At 51.6% G+C, this 17,704-nt stretch carries 18 protein-coding genes; 9 read left to right on the forward strand and 9 right to left on the reverse strand.

Translation table 11 applies throughout. The annotated features are described in order from the left end of the window. Window positions 1–7: 7 nt before the first annotated feature. A complete protein-coding gene (locus EVJ23_RS10810; RefSeq protein ID WP_131465977.1) occupies window positions 8–997 on the reverse strand; it encodes an alpha/beta hydrolase in 990 nt (329 codons plus the stop codon). A gap of 32 nt (window positions 998–1,029) precedes the next feature. Continuing rightward, on the reverse strand, window positions 1,030–1,851 hold the full coding sequence (locus tag EVJ23_RS10815; RefSeq protein WP_131465979.1) for a Cof-type HAD-IIB family hydrolase: 822 nt from the start codon (window positions 1,849–1,851) through the stop codon (window positions 1,030–1,032). Between the two features lie 125 nt (window positions 1,852–1,976). Between EVJ23_RS10815 and EVJ23_RS10820 the strand changes: the two genes are divergently transcribed. From EVJ23_RS10820 to EVJ23_RS10835, 4 genes are all read left to right on the forward strand, one after another. Beyond that, window positions 1,977–2,669 carry a response regulator transcription factor gene (locus EVJ23_RS10820; RefSeq protein ID WP_131457893.1) on the forward strand — a complete coding sequence of 231 codons (693 nt, stop codon included), beginning with the start codon at window positions 1,977–1,979 and terminating at the stop codon, window positions 2,667–2,669. Continuing rightward, window positions 2,666–4,045 carry a sensor histidine kinase gene (locus EVJ23_RS10825; protein WP_070328309.1) on the forward strand — a complete coding sequence of 460 codons (1,380 nt, stop codon included), beginning with the start codon at window positions 2,666–2,668 and terminating at the stop codon, window positions 4,043–4,045. The genes EVJ23_RS10820 and EVJ23_RS10825 overlap by 4 nt, the downstream gene beginning before the upstream one ends. Window positions 4,046–4,110: 65 nt before the next feature. After that, window positions 4,111–4,476, forward strand: a complete 366-nt coding sequence (locus EVJ23_RS10830; protein ID WP_070328308.1) for a DUF1499 domain-containing protein — start codon at window positions 4,111–4,113, stop codon at window positions 4,474–4,476. Beyond that, entirely contained in the window at window positions 4,473–5,897 is a 1,425-nt protein-coding gene (locus EVJ23_RS10835; RefSeq protein WP_070328307.1) for a dihydrolipoyl dehydrogenase family protein, read from the forward strand. Before EVJ23_RS10830 ends, EVJ23_RS10835 begins: the two co-directional genes overlap by 4 nt. A 35-nt stretch (window positions 5,898–5,932) precedes the next feature. On the opposite strand, the gene EVJ23_RS10840 is transcribed toward EVJ23_RS10835, so the two are convergent. From EVJ23_RS10840 to EVJ23_RS10850, 3 genes are all read right to left on the reverse strand, one after another. Continuing rightward, the gene (locus EVJ23_RS10840; protein WP_070329181.1) at window positions 5,933–6,709 is read right to left on the reverse strand and encodes a flagellar motor protein MotB; all 777 of its coding nucleotides are present in this window, start codon (window positions 6,707–6,709) and stop codon (window positions 5,933–5,935) included. Then, on the reverse strand, window positions 6,687–7,469 hold the full coding sequence (gene motA, locus EVJ23_RS10845; RefSeq protein WP_070329182.1) for a flagellar motor stator protein MotA: 783 nt from the start codon (window positions 7,467–7,469) through the stop codon (window positions 6,687–6,689). Before motA ends, EVJ23_RS10840 begins: the two co-directional genes overlap by 23 nt. 86 nt (window positions 7,470–7,555) lie before the next feature. Next, on the reverse strand, window positions 7,556–7,747 hold the full coding sequence (locus EVJ23_RS10850; RefSeq protein ID WP_233589722.1) for a hypothetical protein: 192 nt from the start codon (window positions 7,745–7,747) through the stop codon (window positions 7,556–7,558). Window positions 7,748–7,948: 201 nt separating this feature from the next. On the opposite strand from EVJ23_RS10850, the gene EVJ23_RS10855 reads away from it, so the two are divergent. Further along, window positions 7,949–9,328 carry a TrkH family potassium uptake protein gene (locus tag EVJ23_RS10855; RefSeq protein WP_131465981.1) on the forward strand — a complete coding sequence of 460 codons (1,380 nt, stop codon included), beginning with the start codon at window positions 7,949–7,951 and terminating at the stop codon, window positions 9,326–9,328. Window positions 9,329–9,348: 20 nt separating this feature from the next. Here EVJ23_RS10855 and EVJ23_RS10860 read toward each other — a convergent pair whose 3' ends face one another. After that, complete coding sequence (locus tag EVJ23_RS10860) at window positions 9,349–10,419, reverse strand: SDR family oxidoreductase (protein ID WP_131465983.1); 1,071 nt, start codon at window positions 10,417–10,419, stop codon at window positions 9,349–9,351. After that, entirely contained in the window at window positions 10,416–12,590 is a 2,175-nt protein-coding gene (locus tag EVJ23_RS10865; RefSeq protein ID WP_131441645.1) for a PAS domain-containing sensor histidine kinase, read from the reverse strand. The genes EVJ23_RS10860 and EVJ23_RS10865 overlap by 4 nt, the downstream gene beginning before the upstream one ends. A gap of 135 nt (window positions 12,591–12,725) precedes the next feature. On the opposite strand from EVJ23_RS10865, the gene EVJ23_RS10870 reads away from it, so the two are divergent. Continuing rightward, window positions 12,726–13,211: a restriction endonuclease gene (locus EVJ23_RS10870; protein ID WP_236633762.1), complete on the forward strand. Its 486-nt coding sequence runs from the start codon at window positions 12,726–12,728 to the stop codon at window positions 13,209–13,211. 218 nt (window positions 13,212–13,429) lie between these two features. Beyond that, the gene (locus EVJ23_RS10875) at window positions 13,430–13,909 is read left to right on the forward strand and encodes an LURP-one-related family protein (RefSeq protein WP_070329187.1); all 480 of its coding nucleotides are present in this window, start codon (window positions 13,430–13,432) and stop codon (window positions 13,907–13,909) included. Between the two features lie 74 nt (window positions 13,910–13,983). On the opposite strand, the gene EVJ23_RS10880 is transcribed toward EVJ23_RS10875, so the two are convergent. After that, window positions 13,984–14,607 (reverse strand): DUF1836 domain-containing protein, encoded by a 624-nt coding sequence (locus EVJ23_RS10880; RefSeq protein ID WP_070329188.1) that lies wholly within the window; start codon window positions 14,605–14,607, stop codon window positions 13,984–13,986. Window positions 14,608–14,755: 148 nt separating this feature from the next. Between EVJ23_RS10880 and EVJ23_RS10885 the strand changes: the two genes are divergently transcribed. Continuing rightward, window positions 14,756–15,406 (forward strand): diacylglycerol/polyprenol kinase family protein, encoded by a 651-nt coding sequence (locus EVJ23_RS10885; protein ID WP_070329189.1) that lies wholly within the window; start codon window positions 14,756–14,758, stop codon window positions 15,404–15,406. 154 nt (window positions 15,407–15,560) lie between these two features. Further along, window positions 15,561–16,481 (forward strand): UDP-N-acetylmuramate dehydrogenase, encoded by a 921-nt coding sequence (gene murB, locus EVJ23_RS10890; RefSeq protein ID WP_131465987.1) that lies wholly within the window; start codon window positions 15,561–15,563, stop codon window positions 16,479–16,481. Window positions 16,482–16,553: 72 nt separating this feature from the next. On the opposite strand, the gene ald is transcribed toward murB, so the two are convergent. Then, a complete protein-coding gene (ald, locus tag EVJ23_RS10895; protein WP_071398884.1) occupies window positions 16,554–17,684 on the reverse strand; it encodes an alanine dehydrogenase in 1,131 nt (376 codons plus the stop codon). Between the last annotated feature and the right edge of the window lie 20 nt (window positions 17,685–17,704).

Consider the following 17,704-nt stretch of genomic DNA (forward strand, 5'->3'; position numbering starts at 1 on the left):
GTTGTTTTTATTTGGTCGTTTCACGCAAGAACGTGATCAAGCGACGATACGTTGAACTGGCTGCTGGTTGATCCATCTCGAAGTGATAGCTGTTTCCGAGTTCGTATTCATCTCGATTATAGAAGACGCTCGTCACGTCAGTCCGTCCGGAGAGAATCGTCGCGAACTCTTTCGCTTGTGTCTCGAACGACCCCGTGTTCCCGTCGGTGATGAACGTCGGGACGAACGTGGCCGGGATGTTGACGAGAGGAGACGCTTCGTTGACGATGGGGAGGTTCTCCCAATTGTACGTCCCGAAGTAGGCCCAACCGATCCGCTTGAACAAGAAACGGTTGACGGCTTTCGAAGACTCGAGAATCGTCCGTTTCAAATCATACGGGCCAGACAAGAGAACCGCGCCGAGGATCGAGTCTTGCGGGACGACTTGATTCACTTCGGCTGACGGTGCATAGTCATCGTTCAGTTGAATCCCGATGAATTGGGCGACGAGCTGCGCTCCGTTCGAGTCTCCGGCGAAAAAGACGCGGTCGAGATCGAGTCGGAAGCGATCGTTGTTGTCGGCAATATACGTGTACGCCTCTTCGATTTGCTGGAGTGGCACCGGATACGTGACGTCCGGGGCGAGGGCGTAGTTGATGCTGACGACGTTGTAGCCGTTGCTTGCGATCGACGTCGCATACTTGAACACATCGGCCTTATCACCGCCAACGAACGAGCCACCGTGCACCCAAAAGATTGTCGGGACGACATGCTTATCGCCTTCATAGCGAATCAAATCGAACGTCCCGTTCTCGTAGGCAGAATAGTAATCGATGTCTTTACGGACCGACGTCTTTTGAACGACTTCGTCGAATCCTTTGATCGCGACTTCCTTGCCTCCAGTAAATGAAGTTTTGACGAGACGGGACGCAGGCTTCGGTGACAAGAAGACGTAGGCAGCACCGGCGACGGCCGTTCCGACTAGTCCGAGTCCAGCTCGTTTCAATCCTTTATTCATCGTGATTCCTCCTTGGTTCAAACGGTTATTGCTTAACGATTCGTAACGACACTGCTCATGTACGTCTCGATGACGTGGGCGATTCCATCTTCATTGTTTGACTTCGTGATGAAGTCGGCTTTCCCTTTGACCGTGGCGTTGGCGTTACCCATGGCGACACCGAGTCCGGCCCATTCGATCATCGTCAAGTCGTTGTTGCCGTCTCCGCAAGCGATGACGTGTGCTTGGTCGATTCCGACGTGGTCAGCCAAAAAGGCGAGGCTCGTCCCTTTCGTCACACCGGCTTCCGTGAACTCGAGGAAGAACGGTTTCGAACGGGCGACGGCGAGCTTGCCTTCGAGCTCGACTTGTAGCTTCGTCTCGATTGGGGCGAGCGTTTCTCCATCGCCGAGCATGAGGCATTTGACGACAGGGGTCGTGACGGTTTCTTTGAAATCGTTGACGTGGATGACCGGCATGCCCGTCAATTCGCCTTCGAGATCGGTATACGGGTTCGGCTGATCGGTTACGATTTCGTTACCGATGTACGTATGAATCGCGATTTCCTCCCGGACACTGATATCATGGAGGTGGGCGACTGTGTCTGGCATTAACGTGCTTGAGAAGATTTCTTCATTTGTTTCACAATTGATGATTGAAGCACCGTTGAATGACAAGATGTAACTACCATATTTGGCGAGCTCGAGTTCACGAGCTGCTTCCCACATGGCGTACGTCGGACGTCCGCTTGCTAAAACGACTTTGTGGCCGCGTTCTTGGACGTCAAGTAACGCCGCTTTCGTGACAGGGGAAATCGTGTGGTCGCTCGTGAGGAGCGTATCGTCCATATCTAAAACAATCATGTTATAACTCATAGTGGTAAGGAGTCCTCCTTCAGAATCTAATGACTCCATCCTAATACGATTTGAGGTCAATTGACAACCTTGTCGCAAAAACGTAACTATAATGTAGAGTAGTGAACTCCAGAAGAGGTGGAAATATGAATCGGATATTAGTAGCCGAAGATGAGCATGCGATTCGCAGCTTTATCATCGTAAATTTAAAACGAGCCGGATTTGATGTCTTTGAGGCAACGAACGGCCGTGAAGCGGTCACCGCGTTCGATCGTGAACCGTTCGATATCGTCTTGCTAGACGTCATGATGCCTGAGATGGACGGCTTTGAAGCGTGCGCCGCAATTCGTGACTTAGACGAGAACGTCGGGATCATCATGTTGACGGCACGCACGCTTGAAGAAGATAAAATCGAAGGTCTCGGGAAAGGGGCGGACGACTATATCGCCAAGCCGTTCAGCCCGGGCGAGCTCATCGCGCGCATTCATGCGCTCCTGCGACGCGTCGAAAAAGTGAAGCGCAAAGAGAAGAAACGTCTCAAGTCAGGACCGTTCGCCATCGACTTGGCGGCGAAACAAGTGACGAAATACGGACAATCGATCGATTTGACGCCGACCGAATATGACTTGATCTGTCATCTCGTCCAAAACGAAGAAGTCGTCTTATCACGTGATGCGCTTCTTGATGCGGTTTGGGGCATCAACTACTTCGGGGACCGGAAGACGGTGGACGTCAACATTCGCCGCTTACGGCAAAAGATTGAAGACGACCCGAGCCATCCTGCCTATATCGAGACGCTATGGGGGCATGGCTATAAGTGGCGGAGACATGACGGATGAGACAACAGCTCGTCATCCGCATGATGATTGTCGTGACACTCGTGCTCTTACTGCTCGTAAGCGTCCTGTCGTACGGTACGTACCGTTATTACTACGAGTATGAGTCCGATGCGTTGGTCAGCCATGCGACGACAAGCGCTTATTTGTATCCACAGGCGCAAGTCGGATTTGAGACACCGAGCGCGTTCTCGGTCCTCGTCCGGACGTTCGGGTATCCGGGTACCGATTTGACGATGGTCGACCGCTCTGGCGCGATTATAAAAACGACCGGACAGCGAGCACAACAAGCGTCGTATACACCTGAGCAGCTCGAGCGTCTCGCTAGAGGAGAGTCGGTCGTCCAAGACTATGACGTGAACGAAGAACACTTTCTGTCGGTGACAAGCCCAATCATGACCGAGGGAACGGGTGAGTTCGCCATCAGTTTCACTCGTCCGCTCGCAGACTTAGATACGCTCATCCGCGAGATTTGGATGGCGGTCCTCATGATCGGTGTCTTGATTTGGCTCGTGGCGCTATACGCGGTCATCCGAATCGCGGACCGCTTCGTCCGTCCGATCCGCGAGATTATTGAGACGGCTGACGAGATGGCGCAAGGTGATTTCGACGTCGAGGTATATTCGAACGAGAAGCACGAGCTCGGGGCGCTTGCCCGGACGCTGACTTACTTAGGCGCTAAAGTGCAACAGCACCAATCGACGCGCAACGAATTCTTGTCGAACGTCTCCCATGAGCTCAGGACGCCGCTCACTTCAATCAAAGGCTGGACTGAGACGATCCGAGGCGGGGACGAACAACTGTCAGACGAGACAGAGCTCGGTCTGAGTATCATTCATTCGGAGACCGAGCGAATGATCGGTCTCGTCGAGCAATTGCTCGACTACACGAAAATCGAGGAGAGTCGTCTCGTGCTCTATCGTCAAGAGCTCGATCTCGTCTCCCTGTTACGCAAAGTAACGATTCAACTGAAACAATCGCTTGAAGATAAGCAGATTACGTTGATCGAGCGCTACCCGGCCAAGTCGGTCGGTCTATTCGATGAGAACCGGCTCAAGCAAGTATTCTTAAACTTACTTGAAAACGCGATCCGGTTCTCACCAGTCGGCGGGACGCTCACGGTTCGCTTCGTCCAGTCGGAGCGGGTCGCCTTCATCTCGATTATCGACCAAGGACCTGGCATCTCGAAAGAACACTTGCAGCGCATCACGGAAATGTTCTATCAAGCGCAAGTGACGAAAGGCAGCAGCGGCCTCGGCCTTGCGATCGCTAAGGAGTTGATCGAGGCGCATGAAGGGAAACTTGTCATCGAAAGTGAAGTCAGACAAGGGACGACTGTGACAGTTCTGTTACCGCTCGACCCGAGCGAACTGCAATAAAAGGGTTAAACCTTCCGAATTCAGGATACATACAATTGTATGTAGAATGAGGGAGGTTTTTTGTCGTGGCCGCAAAAACATTGAAACCGTTGAAAGGAAGTCCGAATGCCGTATCGACACAAACGTCGATCAAAGCGCTGCACATGGACCCGCTTCCGTATGGAAAAGACCGCGATCAAACGGTCGAAACCATCAAAATGGTGATGGGGCAGCTACCTCGGACGGAGCTTGCCGAGGAGACGACGGACACGCTCCATTACGTCGTCTCTTCGAAAGTGATGCGTTTTAAAGATGATGTGGAATTTTTATTTGACGATGAAGCGAGACAAGTAGAATTTCGTTCTGCTTCACGACTCGGTCATTCCGACTTTGGTGTGAACCGGAAACGGATGGACGACGTAAGCAAACGATATCGGAGGTTGATGGGATGAAGGACTATCAGTTGATTGTAATCGGGGGAGGCGCGGCCGGGATGACGGTCGCAGCCGGTGCCGCGAATTTAGGTGTGAAAGTCGCACTGATTGAGAAGAAAAAACATCTGGGTGGCGATTGTCTCCACGTCGGCTGTATCCCGTCGAAGGCGCTCATCGCAGCCTCGAAAGATGCGAGTTCGATGATGCAGGCCGCACGTGTGCTCGGAGCCGAGTTTGACGGGCGCGATCATTATAAGACGACGAAAGCACGAGTCGACAAAGCGAGGGCGATCATTCAAGAACACGATGGGACGGAGCGTTTCGAAAAGATCGGGGTCGATGTATACATCGGAGAAGCGTCGTTCCAAAGCCCGTACGAACTGAAAGTCGGTGACGATTTACTGATCGGTAAAAAGTTCGTCATCGCGACCGGGTCGAAACCGACCGTCCCGCCAATCGATGGATTGGACAACGTTTCCTACTTAACGAATGAAAACGTGTTTGAAGAAGAGACGCTCCCAGAGAGCATCATCGTCATCGGGGCCGGCACGGTCGGACTTGAGCTGGCACAGTCGTTCGCGCGGCTCGGTAGCCAAGTGACCGTGCTCGAGGCGCAAGACGCGTTCTTGCCGAAAGAAGACGAGTCTGTCAGTGCGTTGCTCCGCTCACAGCTTGAGATGGCGCTGCATCTAGAAATCGGTGTCAAGGTCAAACAGATTGCTGAAGTGGCAGGACGCATCAAAGTCACAGCCGAAGTCGATGGGGAAACTGTCGAGTATGAGGCGGAAAAACTGCTCATGGCGACAGGACGTGCTCCACGCATCGAAGAACTTCGCCTTGATCGGGCGAAAGTCGACGTGAAAGACGGCTATGTCGATGTGACGTCGACGTATCGGACGTCACAGTCCCACATCTTCGCCATCGGAGATACGATCAAGACGTTACCGTTCACACATGCGGCCGGCGAAGAAGGAAAGGCGGTCGTCGCCAACGCCTTGTTCGGGCTATGGAACAAGGTCGATTACAGCAAGATGCCTTGGATCACGTTTACCGACCCGGAAGTGTTCCATGTCGGATTGACCGAGGCCGAGGCGCGTGAGCGTCACGGGGATGACATCGAAATCTTTGAGGCGAAGCTGTCCGAAGTCGATCGGTTCGTCGCCGATCGCCAAGAGACAGGCTTCGTCAAAATCATCACCCGGAAGAACGGCAAGATTCTCGGAGGACACGCGGTCGGGATGACGGCTGGCGATTGGATGCAGATTGTCGTCTATGCGATGCAACGCGGTGATAAGATCGGCAAGTTGTCACGTATGATCTATCCGTATCCTTCGCGGAGCGAGGCCGTTAAGAAAGCGGCCGATCTATACTGGCGGAAGCGGCTCTTCGAGAGCCCTCTCACCGAGCTCGCCCGAAAATATTTTGAATGGACACGTTAACAAAAAGCCCACTCTGTCGCAGAGTGGGCTTTTCTTCATGGTAAGACGAGCGTTTCGATCATTTTTGGTGAACCTTCTGATAAGTCGACGAGCGGCTTGATCAATACTTCGACACGGCGATTTTTAGAACGCCCGGCGTCCGTTTCGTTCGTCGCAATCGGCTTATATTCCCCGTAGCTTGCGAGCGTGAACTGATTCGGATTGAGCGACTCATTCGTCAACAGACCTCGCATGAACGCAGTCGCTCGGGCTGAACTGAGTTCCCAGTTCGACGGGAAACGAGCCGTATTGATCGGCACGTTATCGGTATGACCGGACACGACGATTTCTCGATTCCCGGCTTGTTCGAGAATGCCGCTGATCGACTGGGCGACCGTGCGGGCGTCAGCGTCGAGTGTCGCTTCCCCCATGCTGAACAAAGCCCGGTCTTGGATTGTCAGGACGAGCCCACTTGAGTTGATGGTCGCCTCGATTTCGTCTTCTAATCCATTTTTCTTAATGTACTGATTCACTTCTTCTTTTAACTCGTCGAGTTTGGCTAGCTCATACGTCCGCGGATTGGCGGTCGTATCTGTCTTGTCCGTTCGGCTAATGTCACTGTTTGACGCCGTTGAGGCTTGGAAGACACTCGTGCCGCCTGAGAACACTTGATTGAACGATTGAGACATCTTATTGAGCTTCGTCTGGTCGACGTTACTTGAGGCGAACAACACGATAAACAAAGCGAGAAGTAACGTCAGCAGGTCAGCGTAAGGGATGAGCCAGCCTTCCGGGATGTGTTCTTCATGGTCATGCTTCTTTTTGCGCTTCATAGTTCGCTCGCTCCTTTGGAGACAAATACACGGCCAACTTATCTTCTAACGTCTTTGGTGACTCTCCGCCTTGAATCGACAAAATTCCTTCGATCATCATTTCCTTGACGACGACCTCGCTTTTCGAATATTGCTTCAACTTGTTGGCAAACGGGAACCAAAGAACATATCCACTGAAAATCCCGAACAGCGTCGCGACAAAGGCGGCGGAGATGGCGTAGCCGAGTTTATCAATATCGGATAAGTCTTTTAGCGCGGCGACGAGCCCGATGACGGCTCCAAGTACACCGAGCGTCGGAGCGTACGTGCCTGCTTGCGTGAACACATCAGCGTTCGCTTTATGGCGTATTTCCATATTCTCGATATCACGCGACATCACTTCGGCGATATATTCAGACGGTTGACCGTCGATGACCATCATCATGCCTTGTTTCAAAAACGGTTCTTCGACTTGCTCGAGTGCCGTCTCGAGTGACAGCAGGCCTTCTTTACGTGCCTGCGTCGACAGGTCGACGAATTGCGTCAACAAACCAGATTTGCTTGGCAGTTCTTGTTTTTTGAATAAAATCTTAAATAGTTGGGGTACCGTCTGTAGCTGTTCTTTCGAAACGGCGATACTGACCGCGGCCGCCGTCCCGACAAAAATAATGACGAGCGCCGCAGGGTTGATCAGCGGAGCGACCCCCGCTCCTTTCAAAATCATCCCTCCGATTAACGTAAAGAAACCGAGTAAAAGTCCGACTAAAGTGACGACATCCATGTCTATGTTTTCCACCTTTCTAAAAAAAATCAAGATATGAAAAAAGCGAGAGACTTAACTCGTCTCCCGCAAATGCGTTCCGATGGTTAAGCGCCGTTTTCGTCAATCAGCAGTTGGATGCTGATATTTCGTTCTTCACGCTCTATATCGGTTAGCACATCGTATTTTTTTAATAATGCGTACAATTGATTCATAACTTCTTGATCAAGTGACCAATTCAACAGTTCTTCGAGCTGGAAATAGAGATGGGCGGGCATACATTGTGATTGACGCTCCAACCTTCGCGAGACATCCTTTAGCGAATGATCTACCGTACTAGGGTCCACGGTTTCATTCAACCTCCTCAATATTCATAAAGTCTATCTCTCATATTACCAAAAAAATATAGGAAGGGTTAGCGATACATTTTTCTAGTTGGCAATTTACACGTCGAGGAGTAAGATGATGCTTAGAAAACTCGATTTAAAGGAGATAGCGAGATGCGACATCGATTGACCGTACGGGAATTGCGCCTTAAACGAATTGAGGCGCTATACCGGCTCATCTTTGAAAAACCGGCCCGATTTATCGCGACTGGATTTTTACTCGCCATCTTGATCGGAGCGACGTTACTGTACATGCCATTCGCCCAAACCGAACCGGTCTCTTGGATCGATTGCCTCTTCATCGCGACGTCAGCAGGCACGGTGACCGGCCTGTCGACGATCGACATCGGCTCATCGTTCAATACGTTCGGCGAGCTCGTCATCGTCGCCTTGATTCAAATCGGCGGACTCGGATTCATGACGGTCGCGCTCATGCTGCTCAGTGTGCTCGGTAAGAAAATCGGCTTAAAACAGCGCATCTTACTCCAAGAATCGCTCAACTTGTCAGGTCCGGGCGGAACGGTCCGCCTCGTCCGCAACATCGTCTTCACGACCATCATCGTCCAGTTCATCGGAATGTTATTTTTGACGGTCGAACTTTACAGCACGAGCGATTATCGGTTCGGCGAAGCACTATATTATGGCTTTTTCCATGCCGTCTCGGCGTTCAATAACGCAGGTTTTGCATTATGGCCCGACAGCTTGATGCAGTTCGAGCAGAATACGGCCATCGTCGTCACGATTTCGATGCTCTTGATGATTGGGGGTCTCGGATTCACGACGATTGCCGACGCGACCGAAGTGAAACGATGGAAGCGACTCGCTTTGCATTCGAAAATCATGATTGCTTCGCTTGGCGTCATCAACGGGATCGCCTGGTTCGGACTTATGCTATTCGAGTGGGTATCAGTGGAAGGTGCACTTTACGGCCGCCCGATTGGCGAGGCGCTAAACGTCACGTTCTTTCAAGCGGTGACGACACGGACGGCTGGATTCAATACGGTGGACATCTCGATGATGGCGCCGGTGTCGATCGGATTAATCCTCATCTTGATGTATATCGGGGCCGGGGCGGCATCAACGGGATCTGGTATCAAAGTGACGACCGTCGCTGTCATTTTAGCGGACATGTGGGCGTTCATCGCCGGTAAAAAAGAAACGGTCATTCTCGAGCGAACGATCGACGCGTTTCAAATCAAGAAAGCATACGTCGTCGCCATCTCGAGTTTCTTCTTTATTTTGTTGATCACGGCACTCACGATTTTGACGAATGATCACATTCCTGCGACCGCCCTCTTGTTCGAGACCGTGTCTGCCTTCGGAACGGTCGGGCTCTCGCTCGGCATCACGGCTGAACTGAATGACGCCGGGAAAGGGTTCATCATGTTCATGATGCTCCTCGGCCGTGTCGGCTCGCTGACCATTCTGTTCACGGTCGCACGACAGATGGACCGGAAGATCCGTTATCCGAAAGAGAAGCTGTTAATTGGATGAAGACACACAAAAAGCCCTGGTCAGGGCTTTTTGTGTGTGTTGTAATAAGCGACGATGTCAGGCAAGTAGTCTTGTAAATCCGGGCAAACGATGCCGGTCCCGTTTAACGCTCGGAGCGTCTGCGTCGTGTCGAAATGGACTTGATGCTTAAAATAGGCGAGCAGTTCTTTTGGAACCCCATATCGTTCCGATAGCTGCAAAGCGGAAAATCCGGTTTCTGCGGCGAAATGGGGAATCGTTCCGCGAGGCGAGCGACCAAACATCGCTTCATGGATCATACGGTACACTTCCCGAGCCCCATGCGGGAACGGGTCGGTCAAATGGAACGTGCGCTTTAGACCGACTGGGGCGTGGGCGAGATAAGCAGTCGCTTCGACCACGTAGTCATACGGTACGAGGTTCACTTCGATGTTTTGCCGTCCGATATACGGGAGCGGCGCCGCTTGACGCAACTGGTCCATCAACTTCAACACGAAGTAGACGCCATCGAATTTTTTCGTCTCTCCGGTCTTGCTATGACCGATGACGATACCGGGACGGATGATCGTCGCGGGTATCGAGCCGAGTTCACGGGAGACGATGGCTTCCGCTTCATACTTCGTAGCCTCGTAATGGTTTTTAAACTGGACCCGATGCCATAGCTCGTTCTCATAGACGGTCCCTTGGCGGCGTCCGGAGACGTAGGCGGTACTAAAGTAGACGTATCGCTTTAAATGTTTTGTCCGTTTGGCGAACGCCGTCATATGCTTCGTCCCGAGCAAGTTGACTCGGTAGCCGACGTCATACGGGATGCTCAAGTCATAAGCGGCCGCTAAGTGGAAGATATAATTCACTTCCCGTTCGATGACCGACCGCATGATCGGGTCGAGAATGACTTCCGGGAGTGTGATATCGGCTTCAACAAGCACTAACTGCTCGGCTTGAAGCGAAGTCGTGGCTAACAGTTCTTGTTTCAAAGCGAGCGCTTCTGGTCGTTGTGCCGGTAAATGGAGCGCATAGATCGTTCCAATCTGATCTGGCAATGTCGCGAGATGGGTAATCAGCTTTCCTGCTAAAAATCCTGGGAAACCGGTAAAGGCATATTGATTCATGACGTCTCCTCCGCTACATCTAACGTGAACGTGAACGTCGAGCCAACGCCTACGCTCGACTCGACTTCGATGCTGCCGCCGTGCGACTCGATGATCTCCTTACAGATTGACAACCCGAGGCCGGTGCCTCCGATTTGACGCGTATCTGAGTTGTCGACACGGTAGAATTTTTTGAACAGTTCTTCGAACGCGTGCTCGGGAATCCCGATTCCAAAATCTTGGACGGACACGTGGGCTTGCTTGTGCTCTTTCCGGACGCGAACTTCAATCTCATGACTGTGAGGTGAGTACTTGATGGCGTTTGAAAGCAAGTTGATGATGACTTGCTCGATCCGGTCTTTGTCGGCGATGAGAACGAGCAACTCGTCGGCATCATCGAAATGAATCGAGTGGTCAGTCGTCTCGCGGAAGCGCTCGACGACTTCACGGACGAGCTCGTTCAGGACGAAGCGGTCTTGTTTATACTCTTGATTGCCATCTTCCATGCGCTGAATATCAAGGAAGTCGTTCAACAAGTCCGTCAACCGCTTCGCTTCTTTCGCCATCGTCTTTAAATAGCGCTCGCGCTTGTCCTTCGACAAGTCACGTGTCAGCATCAATTCGATGTATCCCGATAGAGAAGATAATGGCGTTCTCAACTCGTGTGAGACGGTGCTGACCAACTCGTTTTTGATTTGGTCCATCCGTTCTTCTTCAGTCCGGTTGCGGAAGACGAACAAAAAGCCACTATCCATACCAATCTGCCGTTTTGTGTCCATTCCGGTTCCGTACATCTCATAATACTGTTCGTCGCGATCGTTCGGTTGCGGAATCGAAAAACGGAGCGACACTTCACGAGCCGACCCGTCGAGCAAGAGGTCGATTTTCTTTAACATTTCAGTGCGATCACGGCCCCGGAATGTCGTCAGGAGCGGGATGCGTTCCTGCATCTTGTTCGGAGCGATGCCAGGCAGGTCGAGTAAGCGCCGGGCATGTACGTTCATGAACAGGACACTACCGTTCGATTCGGTCAAGACGAACGCCTCGTTCGATGCTTGCAGAATCGATTGGATGATGTCGCGCTGACGAGCAATCGCATTTTTCTCTCGTTCAAGCATGCGCTCGACTTTTTTACGGTCACTAATATCGCGCATGACGGCGACGCGGAGCGTCTGGCCTTGGAACGTCACTTCTTTCGGATAGACTTCCATCTCTAAAAAGGTACCGTCCTCGCGCCGTCCGATGACTTCGTAAGGGGTTTGAATGTGATTACGGACCCGTCTGAGGACATCGGCCCGGTAGCCTTCCGCGATAAATTCGATCGTTTGGCGTCCGACCATGTCCTCGGCCGGGATACGGAAAATCGTTTCGGCTGCCTTGTTCGCGTCAAGAATCGTTCCCCCTTCGTGAAACAGGACAGCTTCAATCACGGACTCAGCAAACATGCGGTAACGCTGCTCTTTATGGAGCAGTTCGCCTTTGAGCGCGATTTCAGGGCTGACATCAAAGACGAAGAAAAAGAAGCCGATGATTTGATTGTGTTCATAGACCGGCTGCATGAACAGTTTGCCGACAAAATGGGTACGATCTTTACGCTGAAACTTCCATTCTCGGTCTCCACGATCGAGTGCGACGCGCAGCATCTGTTCGAACGACAACAAGCGCTCCGTCTCGTCTTGATAATGCGTTCGCTTCTCACTCAGTTCTCGCGACTCGAACAAGGCGAACGGTGTCATCTCATAGAGCACTTCGTGAGGTTGATAGCCGAACAGCTCGGTCGCTCCTTTATTGAAGCGATTGATGAGCAGATTGGCATCTGTCATGATCATCGCCATGTCGAGCTCGGTATGCATCATCGCCTCAAAGGCGTTATGTTGGACCGTGACCCGCGTGTCGAGCGGGAGCGGCTCGATGGAGAGAATATATATATGTTCATATGGGATCGCATGGACGCGAATCGTCGGCATCTCGTATATCCAAGGAAGTCCTTGCTCCATCCGGCGCGACAATTCCATGGTGAGAGGTGACTGGTTGACCATGTGGAAAATATTCGTTTTCGTCTGTAAGTCTTCAGGAAACTGCTCCATGAACGGACGATTCGCCTGAACGATCGTACCGTCCTTCGTAATCAGCGCGACGCCGTAAGGTAAAGCGTGCAGCAGTTCGTTTTGGAGATACATCCTTTTCTCCATTAACGTTTGATCCCTCCTTCTTTATATCAAACGGGTACATTTGGAATACATTCGACAGAAGACCCTTTGTTTTCCTGCATTGATTCGGTAAAGTAAATAAAAGAAAAGGTAGGGAGGACGATTGACGTGAAAGGAATGGCGCTTAGCCTATTGATCGCCATCGGATTATGGTGGTGGGGAGTACCGATGTGGAGCGTCGTCACGGTGCTCGCTCTCGGGATTGCTTGGCTCATCTGGCGGATGCGCCTGTCGACGATTGATCGGATTGATCGAATGGACGGCCGTGAGTTTGAGCTGTTTTTAGAAGAAGTATTCACAGCGCTCGGGTACACCGTGACGGTCACGCCGGCGTCACGTGATTTCGGGGCGGATTTGCTCCTTGAAACGTCGGACGGCTGGTCGATCGCGGTCCAAGCAAAACGCTATGAAAAAGTTGTCGGACTCGAAGCGGTCCAGCAAGTAGCCGCGTCCGTTCCATACTACGGAGCGAACGAAGGATGGGTCGTCACGAACTCGTCCTATACGGATAGTGCATACGAACTCGCCGAACCAAATCAAGTTCGTCTGATTGCAAGAACAGAGCTCGAACAGCTGCTCAAACAGGCTGGATTTAAGCGCTAAAGTGGCGCCTGTTCACAGCTTTGACAGACTGGCGGATTGTGTCGAAGAAAAAGGGGTTGTCTTTTTCCTCAAACGGTGCAATAATCATCTTCGTCATATGAAATATGTAGTAGTTGAACAGAGAAACACGACTACTAGAAACTAAATTGGGGTTTCACAGAATGACCAACCGAACAAACACAAAAATCGAGGTTGGAACGTAGTAGGAGGAAAAAGCGGTGCGCAAATTAATTTATGTAAAAGGTTGTGTCTTTACGCAAGGCGAGGCGACCATTTATGACGAAACAAATGATGCAATCGGATCTGTTCACCGCGACACGGAGGGCAGTGTTCAAGTGCACAACTTGTCCGGTCGACAAATCGCTCACGGGAAGTACATCCCAAACTGTCAAAAGTGGGTCGTCATGAACCACGACGGGCAAGCGATTGGTCAATTGAAAGACAAGTTCTCGTTATTCGGGAAAAAGTGTGAATACAACGTCTATGAACGTGGTCTCTACACGATTCAATACGATGTCGAACGCTACAAGTTCAGTGTTCGCGATAAAGCTGGAAAACTTGTGGCGGAACTTCGCAAACAAGATGACGATTCTTTCTGTTTGACGAAAGAGGCGGATCAGCTCTCGATGTTCGAGTTGTTGTCAGTTTTGAAGACGTTGACGGTCAAATCACGGATGCCGGTCGCCATGTCAGTCTAACCAATATGACGAACACCAGTCACTGCGACTGGTGTTTTTTTTGCGTTCCACAAAAAAAGCTTCATTTGATTGGCTCAAATGAAGCGGCTTAAATAGTGTTTGGCCTCGAGCTCGAGTGTCGTCACGCGGTGCGCGTACAAACAAAGCTTCAGGACGTGCATGATGTTTGGATGGGTATGTCCCATCTTCTCGATCGAACGCTTCGCACGAGTGTCTAACATCTCGATCGGGCTCGTCGACTTGGCATACTCCGCGTACAAGCGGTAGAAGTCGATCGGGGAGATGAGGTCGTCCTCGTCGCGGTCGGGATTGTTGAAGATGAGTGCGAGCAGCGAGCTCGTCTCTTCGAGCGAAAACAAATGCTTCAAGTCGTCTAGCAAATAAATGATCGCAGCCTGTTGCAGTGAATATTTTTTGCCGACCCGAGGGACACCGATGATTTTGCGAACTTCGCGTTTCGTCCAGTTTTGAATCGTCGTCGCGGACAAATGTTCTCCAGTCAGTGTGTTGGCCAAGGCCACGATTTGATTGATCGACAATCCGTTCTTTTCAATATGAAACAAATGGATTTTACGAAGCTCTTTCGGGAAATGCTCACGCACTTCTTCAGGAAAAAGTGAGATGGCCCGATCGACGTCACCAACCCGCATATAGTGAAGGCAATCAGCCAACGTTTGAATCGAAATTGCATCGCGCATACAGGCATCCTTTCTATAGCCGACTTCGTTCGCGGGCTATACAGTCATTTGACCTCATTCTACCAAATGTTTGAAAAGGAAGCTAGGTTCTGGCCTGATTAAGGTATAATGAATACGTATAAAAATCGCACATAAAGGTGGTCCAAGGATGAATGAATGGGTCAGTTCTATTCTGTCCATCGTCATTGTCCTGGTGTTTCTCGTCGGTCTCGAACAGATTGGCAAGCGCCTCGGCTGGACGGATGAGACAATTCGAAAGAGCGTACATATTGCGGTCGGGCATTGGTCATTGCTCGCCGTCTGGTTGATGGACACATGGTACATCGCCGCCATACCGCTCGTTTTCTTTACGTTCGCAAACGCGTGGCTTCTATATAAGAGCCCGTCTCCGGTCCATCAGACCGAGCGGAAGTCGCTCGGGACCGTCTATTACCCGATCGCACTCCTCGTCATCTTGTTCTTCTTTTTCGAGACGGAACCGCTCGCCTTTTTAGCGGGCTCGCTCGTATTGGCATGGGGAGACGGCTTAGCAGCCCTCATTGGACGCAAATACGGGACGGTGATCTATGACCTGTATGGGCAAAAGCGATCGTTCCAAGGCAGCATGGCCATGTTCTTAAGTTCGTACGCGGTACTCTTTTTATTGTTTTTGTGGAAAGATATTCCGATGTGGCAAGTGGTAACTTATGGGTTTATCATTTCTATCATAGCGACGCTAACAGAAGCGATTTCGTATCGAGATTGGGATAATTTCACAATCCCGATTGTCGTAGCCGTCGCGACATCATTATTGTTGTAAACCATTTGCTAGATTGTAAAGAAAACGTTGCTTGTCACTCTCGGTAAACATTTGTATACTGTGTTTCGTACTGAAACCATTCAGCAACGTGTCCGAGGCGAACTTTTTCGCTTGCGGCACTAATAAAATAGACCGTAAAGGATTGAGGCAACGCATGAGCTTTTTAGACCAACTACTCACAATCATCCCGGCCGAGCGCTTCAAGCAAGACGAGCCGCTGTCAGCACACACATATACAAAACTGGGCGGGAAAGCGGATTATTTCGTGGCCCCACACACGTATGAAGAAGTTCAAGCCGTCCTTGAGCTCGCCCATCGCGAGAACGTACCATTCATGATTCTCGGTTTCGGGTCCAACTTGATCGTTCGAGACGGCGGCCTGCGTGGCATCGTCTTGAACTTGAACGAGTTGAACACGATTCGCCGCGACGGCAACCGGATCATCGCCCAAGCAGGAGCGGCCATCATCGACGTGTCGCGCCAAGCGCTCACTGAAGAGCTGTCTGGACTGGAGTTCGCATGCGGTATTCCGGGAACGGTCGGAGGCGCCGTCTACATGAACGCGGGTGCCTACGGCGGCGAGACGAAAGACGTGATCGCGAGTGCGGTCGTTTTGACGCCAGACGGCGAACTGCTCACGCTCTCGAAAGATGAGCTTGACCTCGATTATCGAACGAGCCGGGTCTCAAAAGAAGGATTGATCGTCCTAGAGGCGACGTTCGAACTCGATCCGCTCGGTTATGAAGCGATCAAAGACGTGATGGACGATTTGACGCATAAGCGTGAATCGAAACAGCCACTCGAATATCCGTCATGCGGTAGTGTGTTCAAGCGCCCGCCCGGTTATTTTGCCGGTAAACTGATTCAAGATTGCGGACTGCAAGGCAAGCGCATCGGCGGGGCGGAAGTATCACTCAAGCACGCGGGCTTCATCGTCAATATCAATCAGGCGACAGCGACTGAGTACATCTCGCTCATTCGTCACGTCCAAGCGACGGTCAAACAGAAGTTTGAGATTGAACTTGAACCTGAGGTGAAAATCATCGGTGAGGATATCACTGTCGAAAACGCATAAACATACGAAAGACGCCCGAACGGGATTTTCCGTTCGGGCGTCTTTCTGTCCGCATATTTCGGATGTGTTCGATTACGCGTGGAGCTGCTTCGTGACGGCTTCAGAGGCCGGTACGAACGTGTAGCCGAGGTCACGGGCGACGGCTTCGTATGTGACCGTACCGTCGATGACGTTCAACCCTTTGAGGAGCGCTGCATTTTCGCGAAGCGCCGGGAAGATTCCTTTTTGAGCGCACTCGACGATATAAGGCATCGTCGCGTTCGTCAAACCGAGCGTCGACGTGCGCGGGACCGCCCCTGGCATGTTGGCGACGGCATAGTGCTGCACACCGTAGCGTTCGTACGTCGGTGCGTCATGCGTCGTAATATGATCGATCGTCTCACAGATCCCACCTTGGTCGATGGCGACATCAACGATGACGGACCCCGGTGACATTTGTTGCACCATCTCTTTCGTGACGAGCTTAGGTGCTTTCGCGCCCGGGATGAGGACGGCACCGATGACGAGGTCGCTTTCGGCGACTTGCTTCGCGATATTATAGCGGTTCGAGATGAGCGTGTTGATCGTGTTCCCGAACTGGTCGTCGATTTGGCGGAGACGAGCCGGGCTGATGTCCATGATTGTCACGTTGGCTCCGAGACCAATCGCGATGCGGGCCGCGTTCATCCCGACGACACCGCCCCCGATGACGGTGACGTTCGCACGAGGCACTCCAGGAAGACCTGACAAGAGGATCCCTTTGCCGCCATGCGGTTTTTCTAAAATTTGCGCCCCGATTTGAGCAGCCATCCGTCCTGCGACTTCGCTCATCGGTGTGAGCAGCGGAAGCGTGCGGTCGACTTCGACCGTCTCGTAGGCGATGGCGGTCATGCCTGAATCGACGAGCGCTTTCGTGAGTTCAGGTTCGGCCGCTAAATGTAAATACGTGAAGAGCGTAAGGTCTGAACGGAAATATTGATACTCTGACGGCTGTGGCTCTTTTACTTTCAAGGCGAGTTCAACGTCTCCCCAAACGTCCTGTGCTGAATCGACGATGCTTGCCCCAGCGTCGATGTACTCCATATTCGTGAAGCCGCTCCCGATGCCGGCTCCCGTCTCGACGAGCACCTCGTGTCCGAGTTCCGTCAAGACTGATGCACCCATCGGCGTCAACGCGACGCGGTTTTCGTTATTTTTAATCTCTTTCAGTACCCCGATTTTCATGTGTAATTCCCCTTTCTATC

The sequence above is a fragment of the Exiguobacterium sp. SH1S1 genome, assembly GCF_004337245.1.
Lineage (GTDB): Bacteria > Bacillota > Bacilli > Exiguobacteriales > Exiguobacteriaceae > Exiguobacterium > Exiguobacterium aurantiacum_A.

Coding starts and splice junctions, on each gene's coding strand:
- EVJ23_RS10855 (WP_131465981.1), top strand. CDS start 7,949: ATGCGACATCGATTGACCGTACGGGAATTGCGCCTTAAACGAATTGAG.
- EVJ23_RS10820 (WP_131457893.1), top strand. CDS start 1,977: ATGAATCGGATATTAGTAGCCGAAGATGAGCATGCGATTCGCAGCTTT.
- EVJ23_RS10885 (WP_070329189.1), top strand. CDS start 14,756: ATGAATGAATGGGTCAGTTCTATTCTGTCCATCGTCATTGTCCTGGTG.
- EVJ23_RS10815 (WP_131465979.1), bottom strand. CDS start 1,851: ATGAGTTATAACATGATTGTTTTAGATATGGACGATACGCTCCTCACG.
- EVJ23_RS10810 (WP_131465977.1), bottom strand. CDS start 997: ATGAATAAAGGATTGAAACGAGCTGGACTCGGACTAGTCGGAACGGCC.
- EVJ23_RS10870 (WP_236633762.1), top strand. CDS start 12,726: ATGGCGCTTAGCCTATTGATCGCCATCGGATTATGGTGGTGGGGAGTA.
- EVJ23_RS10880 (WP_070329188.1), bottom strand. CDS start 14,607: ATGCGCGATGCAATTTCGATTCAAACGTTGGCTGATTGCCTTCACTAT.
- EVJ23_RS10860 (WP_131465983.1), bottom strand. CDS start 10,419: ATGAATCAATATGCCTTTACCGGTTTCCCAGGATTTTTAGCAGGAAAG.
- murB (WP_131465987.1), top strand. CDS start 15,561: ATGAGCTTTTTAGACCAACTACTCACAATCATCCCGGCCGAGCGCTTC.
- EVJ23_RS10825 (WP_070328309.1), top strand. CDS start 2,666: ATGAGACAACAGCTCGTCATCCGCATGATGATTGTCGTGACACTCGTG.
- EVJ23_RS10835 (WP_070328307.1), top strand. CDS start 4,473: ATGAAGGACTATCAGTTGATTGTAATCGGGGGAGGCGCGGCCGGGATG.
- motA (WP_070329182.1), bottom strand. CDS start 7,469: ATGGATGTCGTCACTTTAGTCGGACTTTTACTCGGTTTCTTTACGTTA.
- EVJ23_RS10840 (WP_070329181.1), bottom strand. CDS start 6,709: ATGAAGCGCAAAAAGAAGCATGACCATGAAGAACACATCCCGGAAGGC.
- ald (WP_071398884.1), bottom strand. CDS start 17,684: ATGAAAATCGGGGTACTGAAAGAGATTAAAAATAACGAAAACCGCGTC.
- EVJ23_RS10865 (WP_131441645.1), bottom strand. CDS start 12,590: ATGGAGAAAAGGATGTATCTCCAAAACGAACTGCTGCACGCTTTACCT.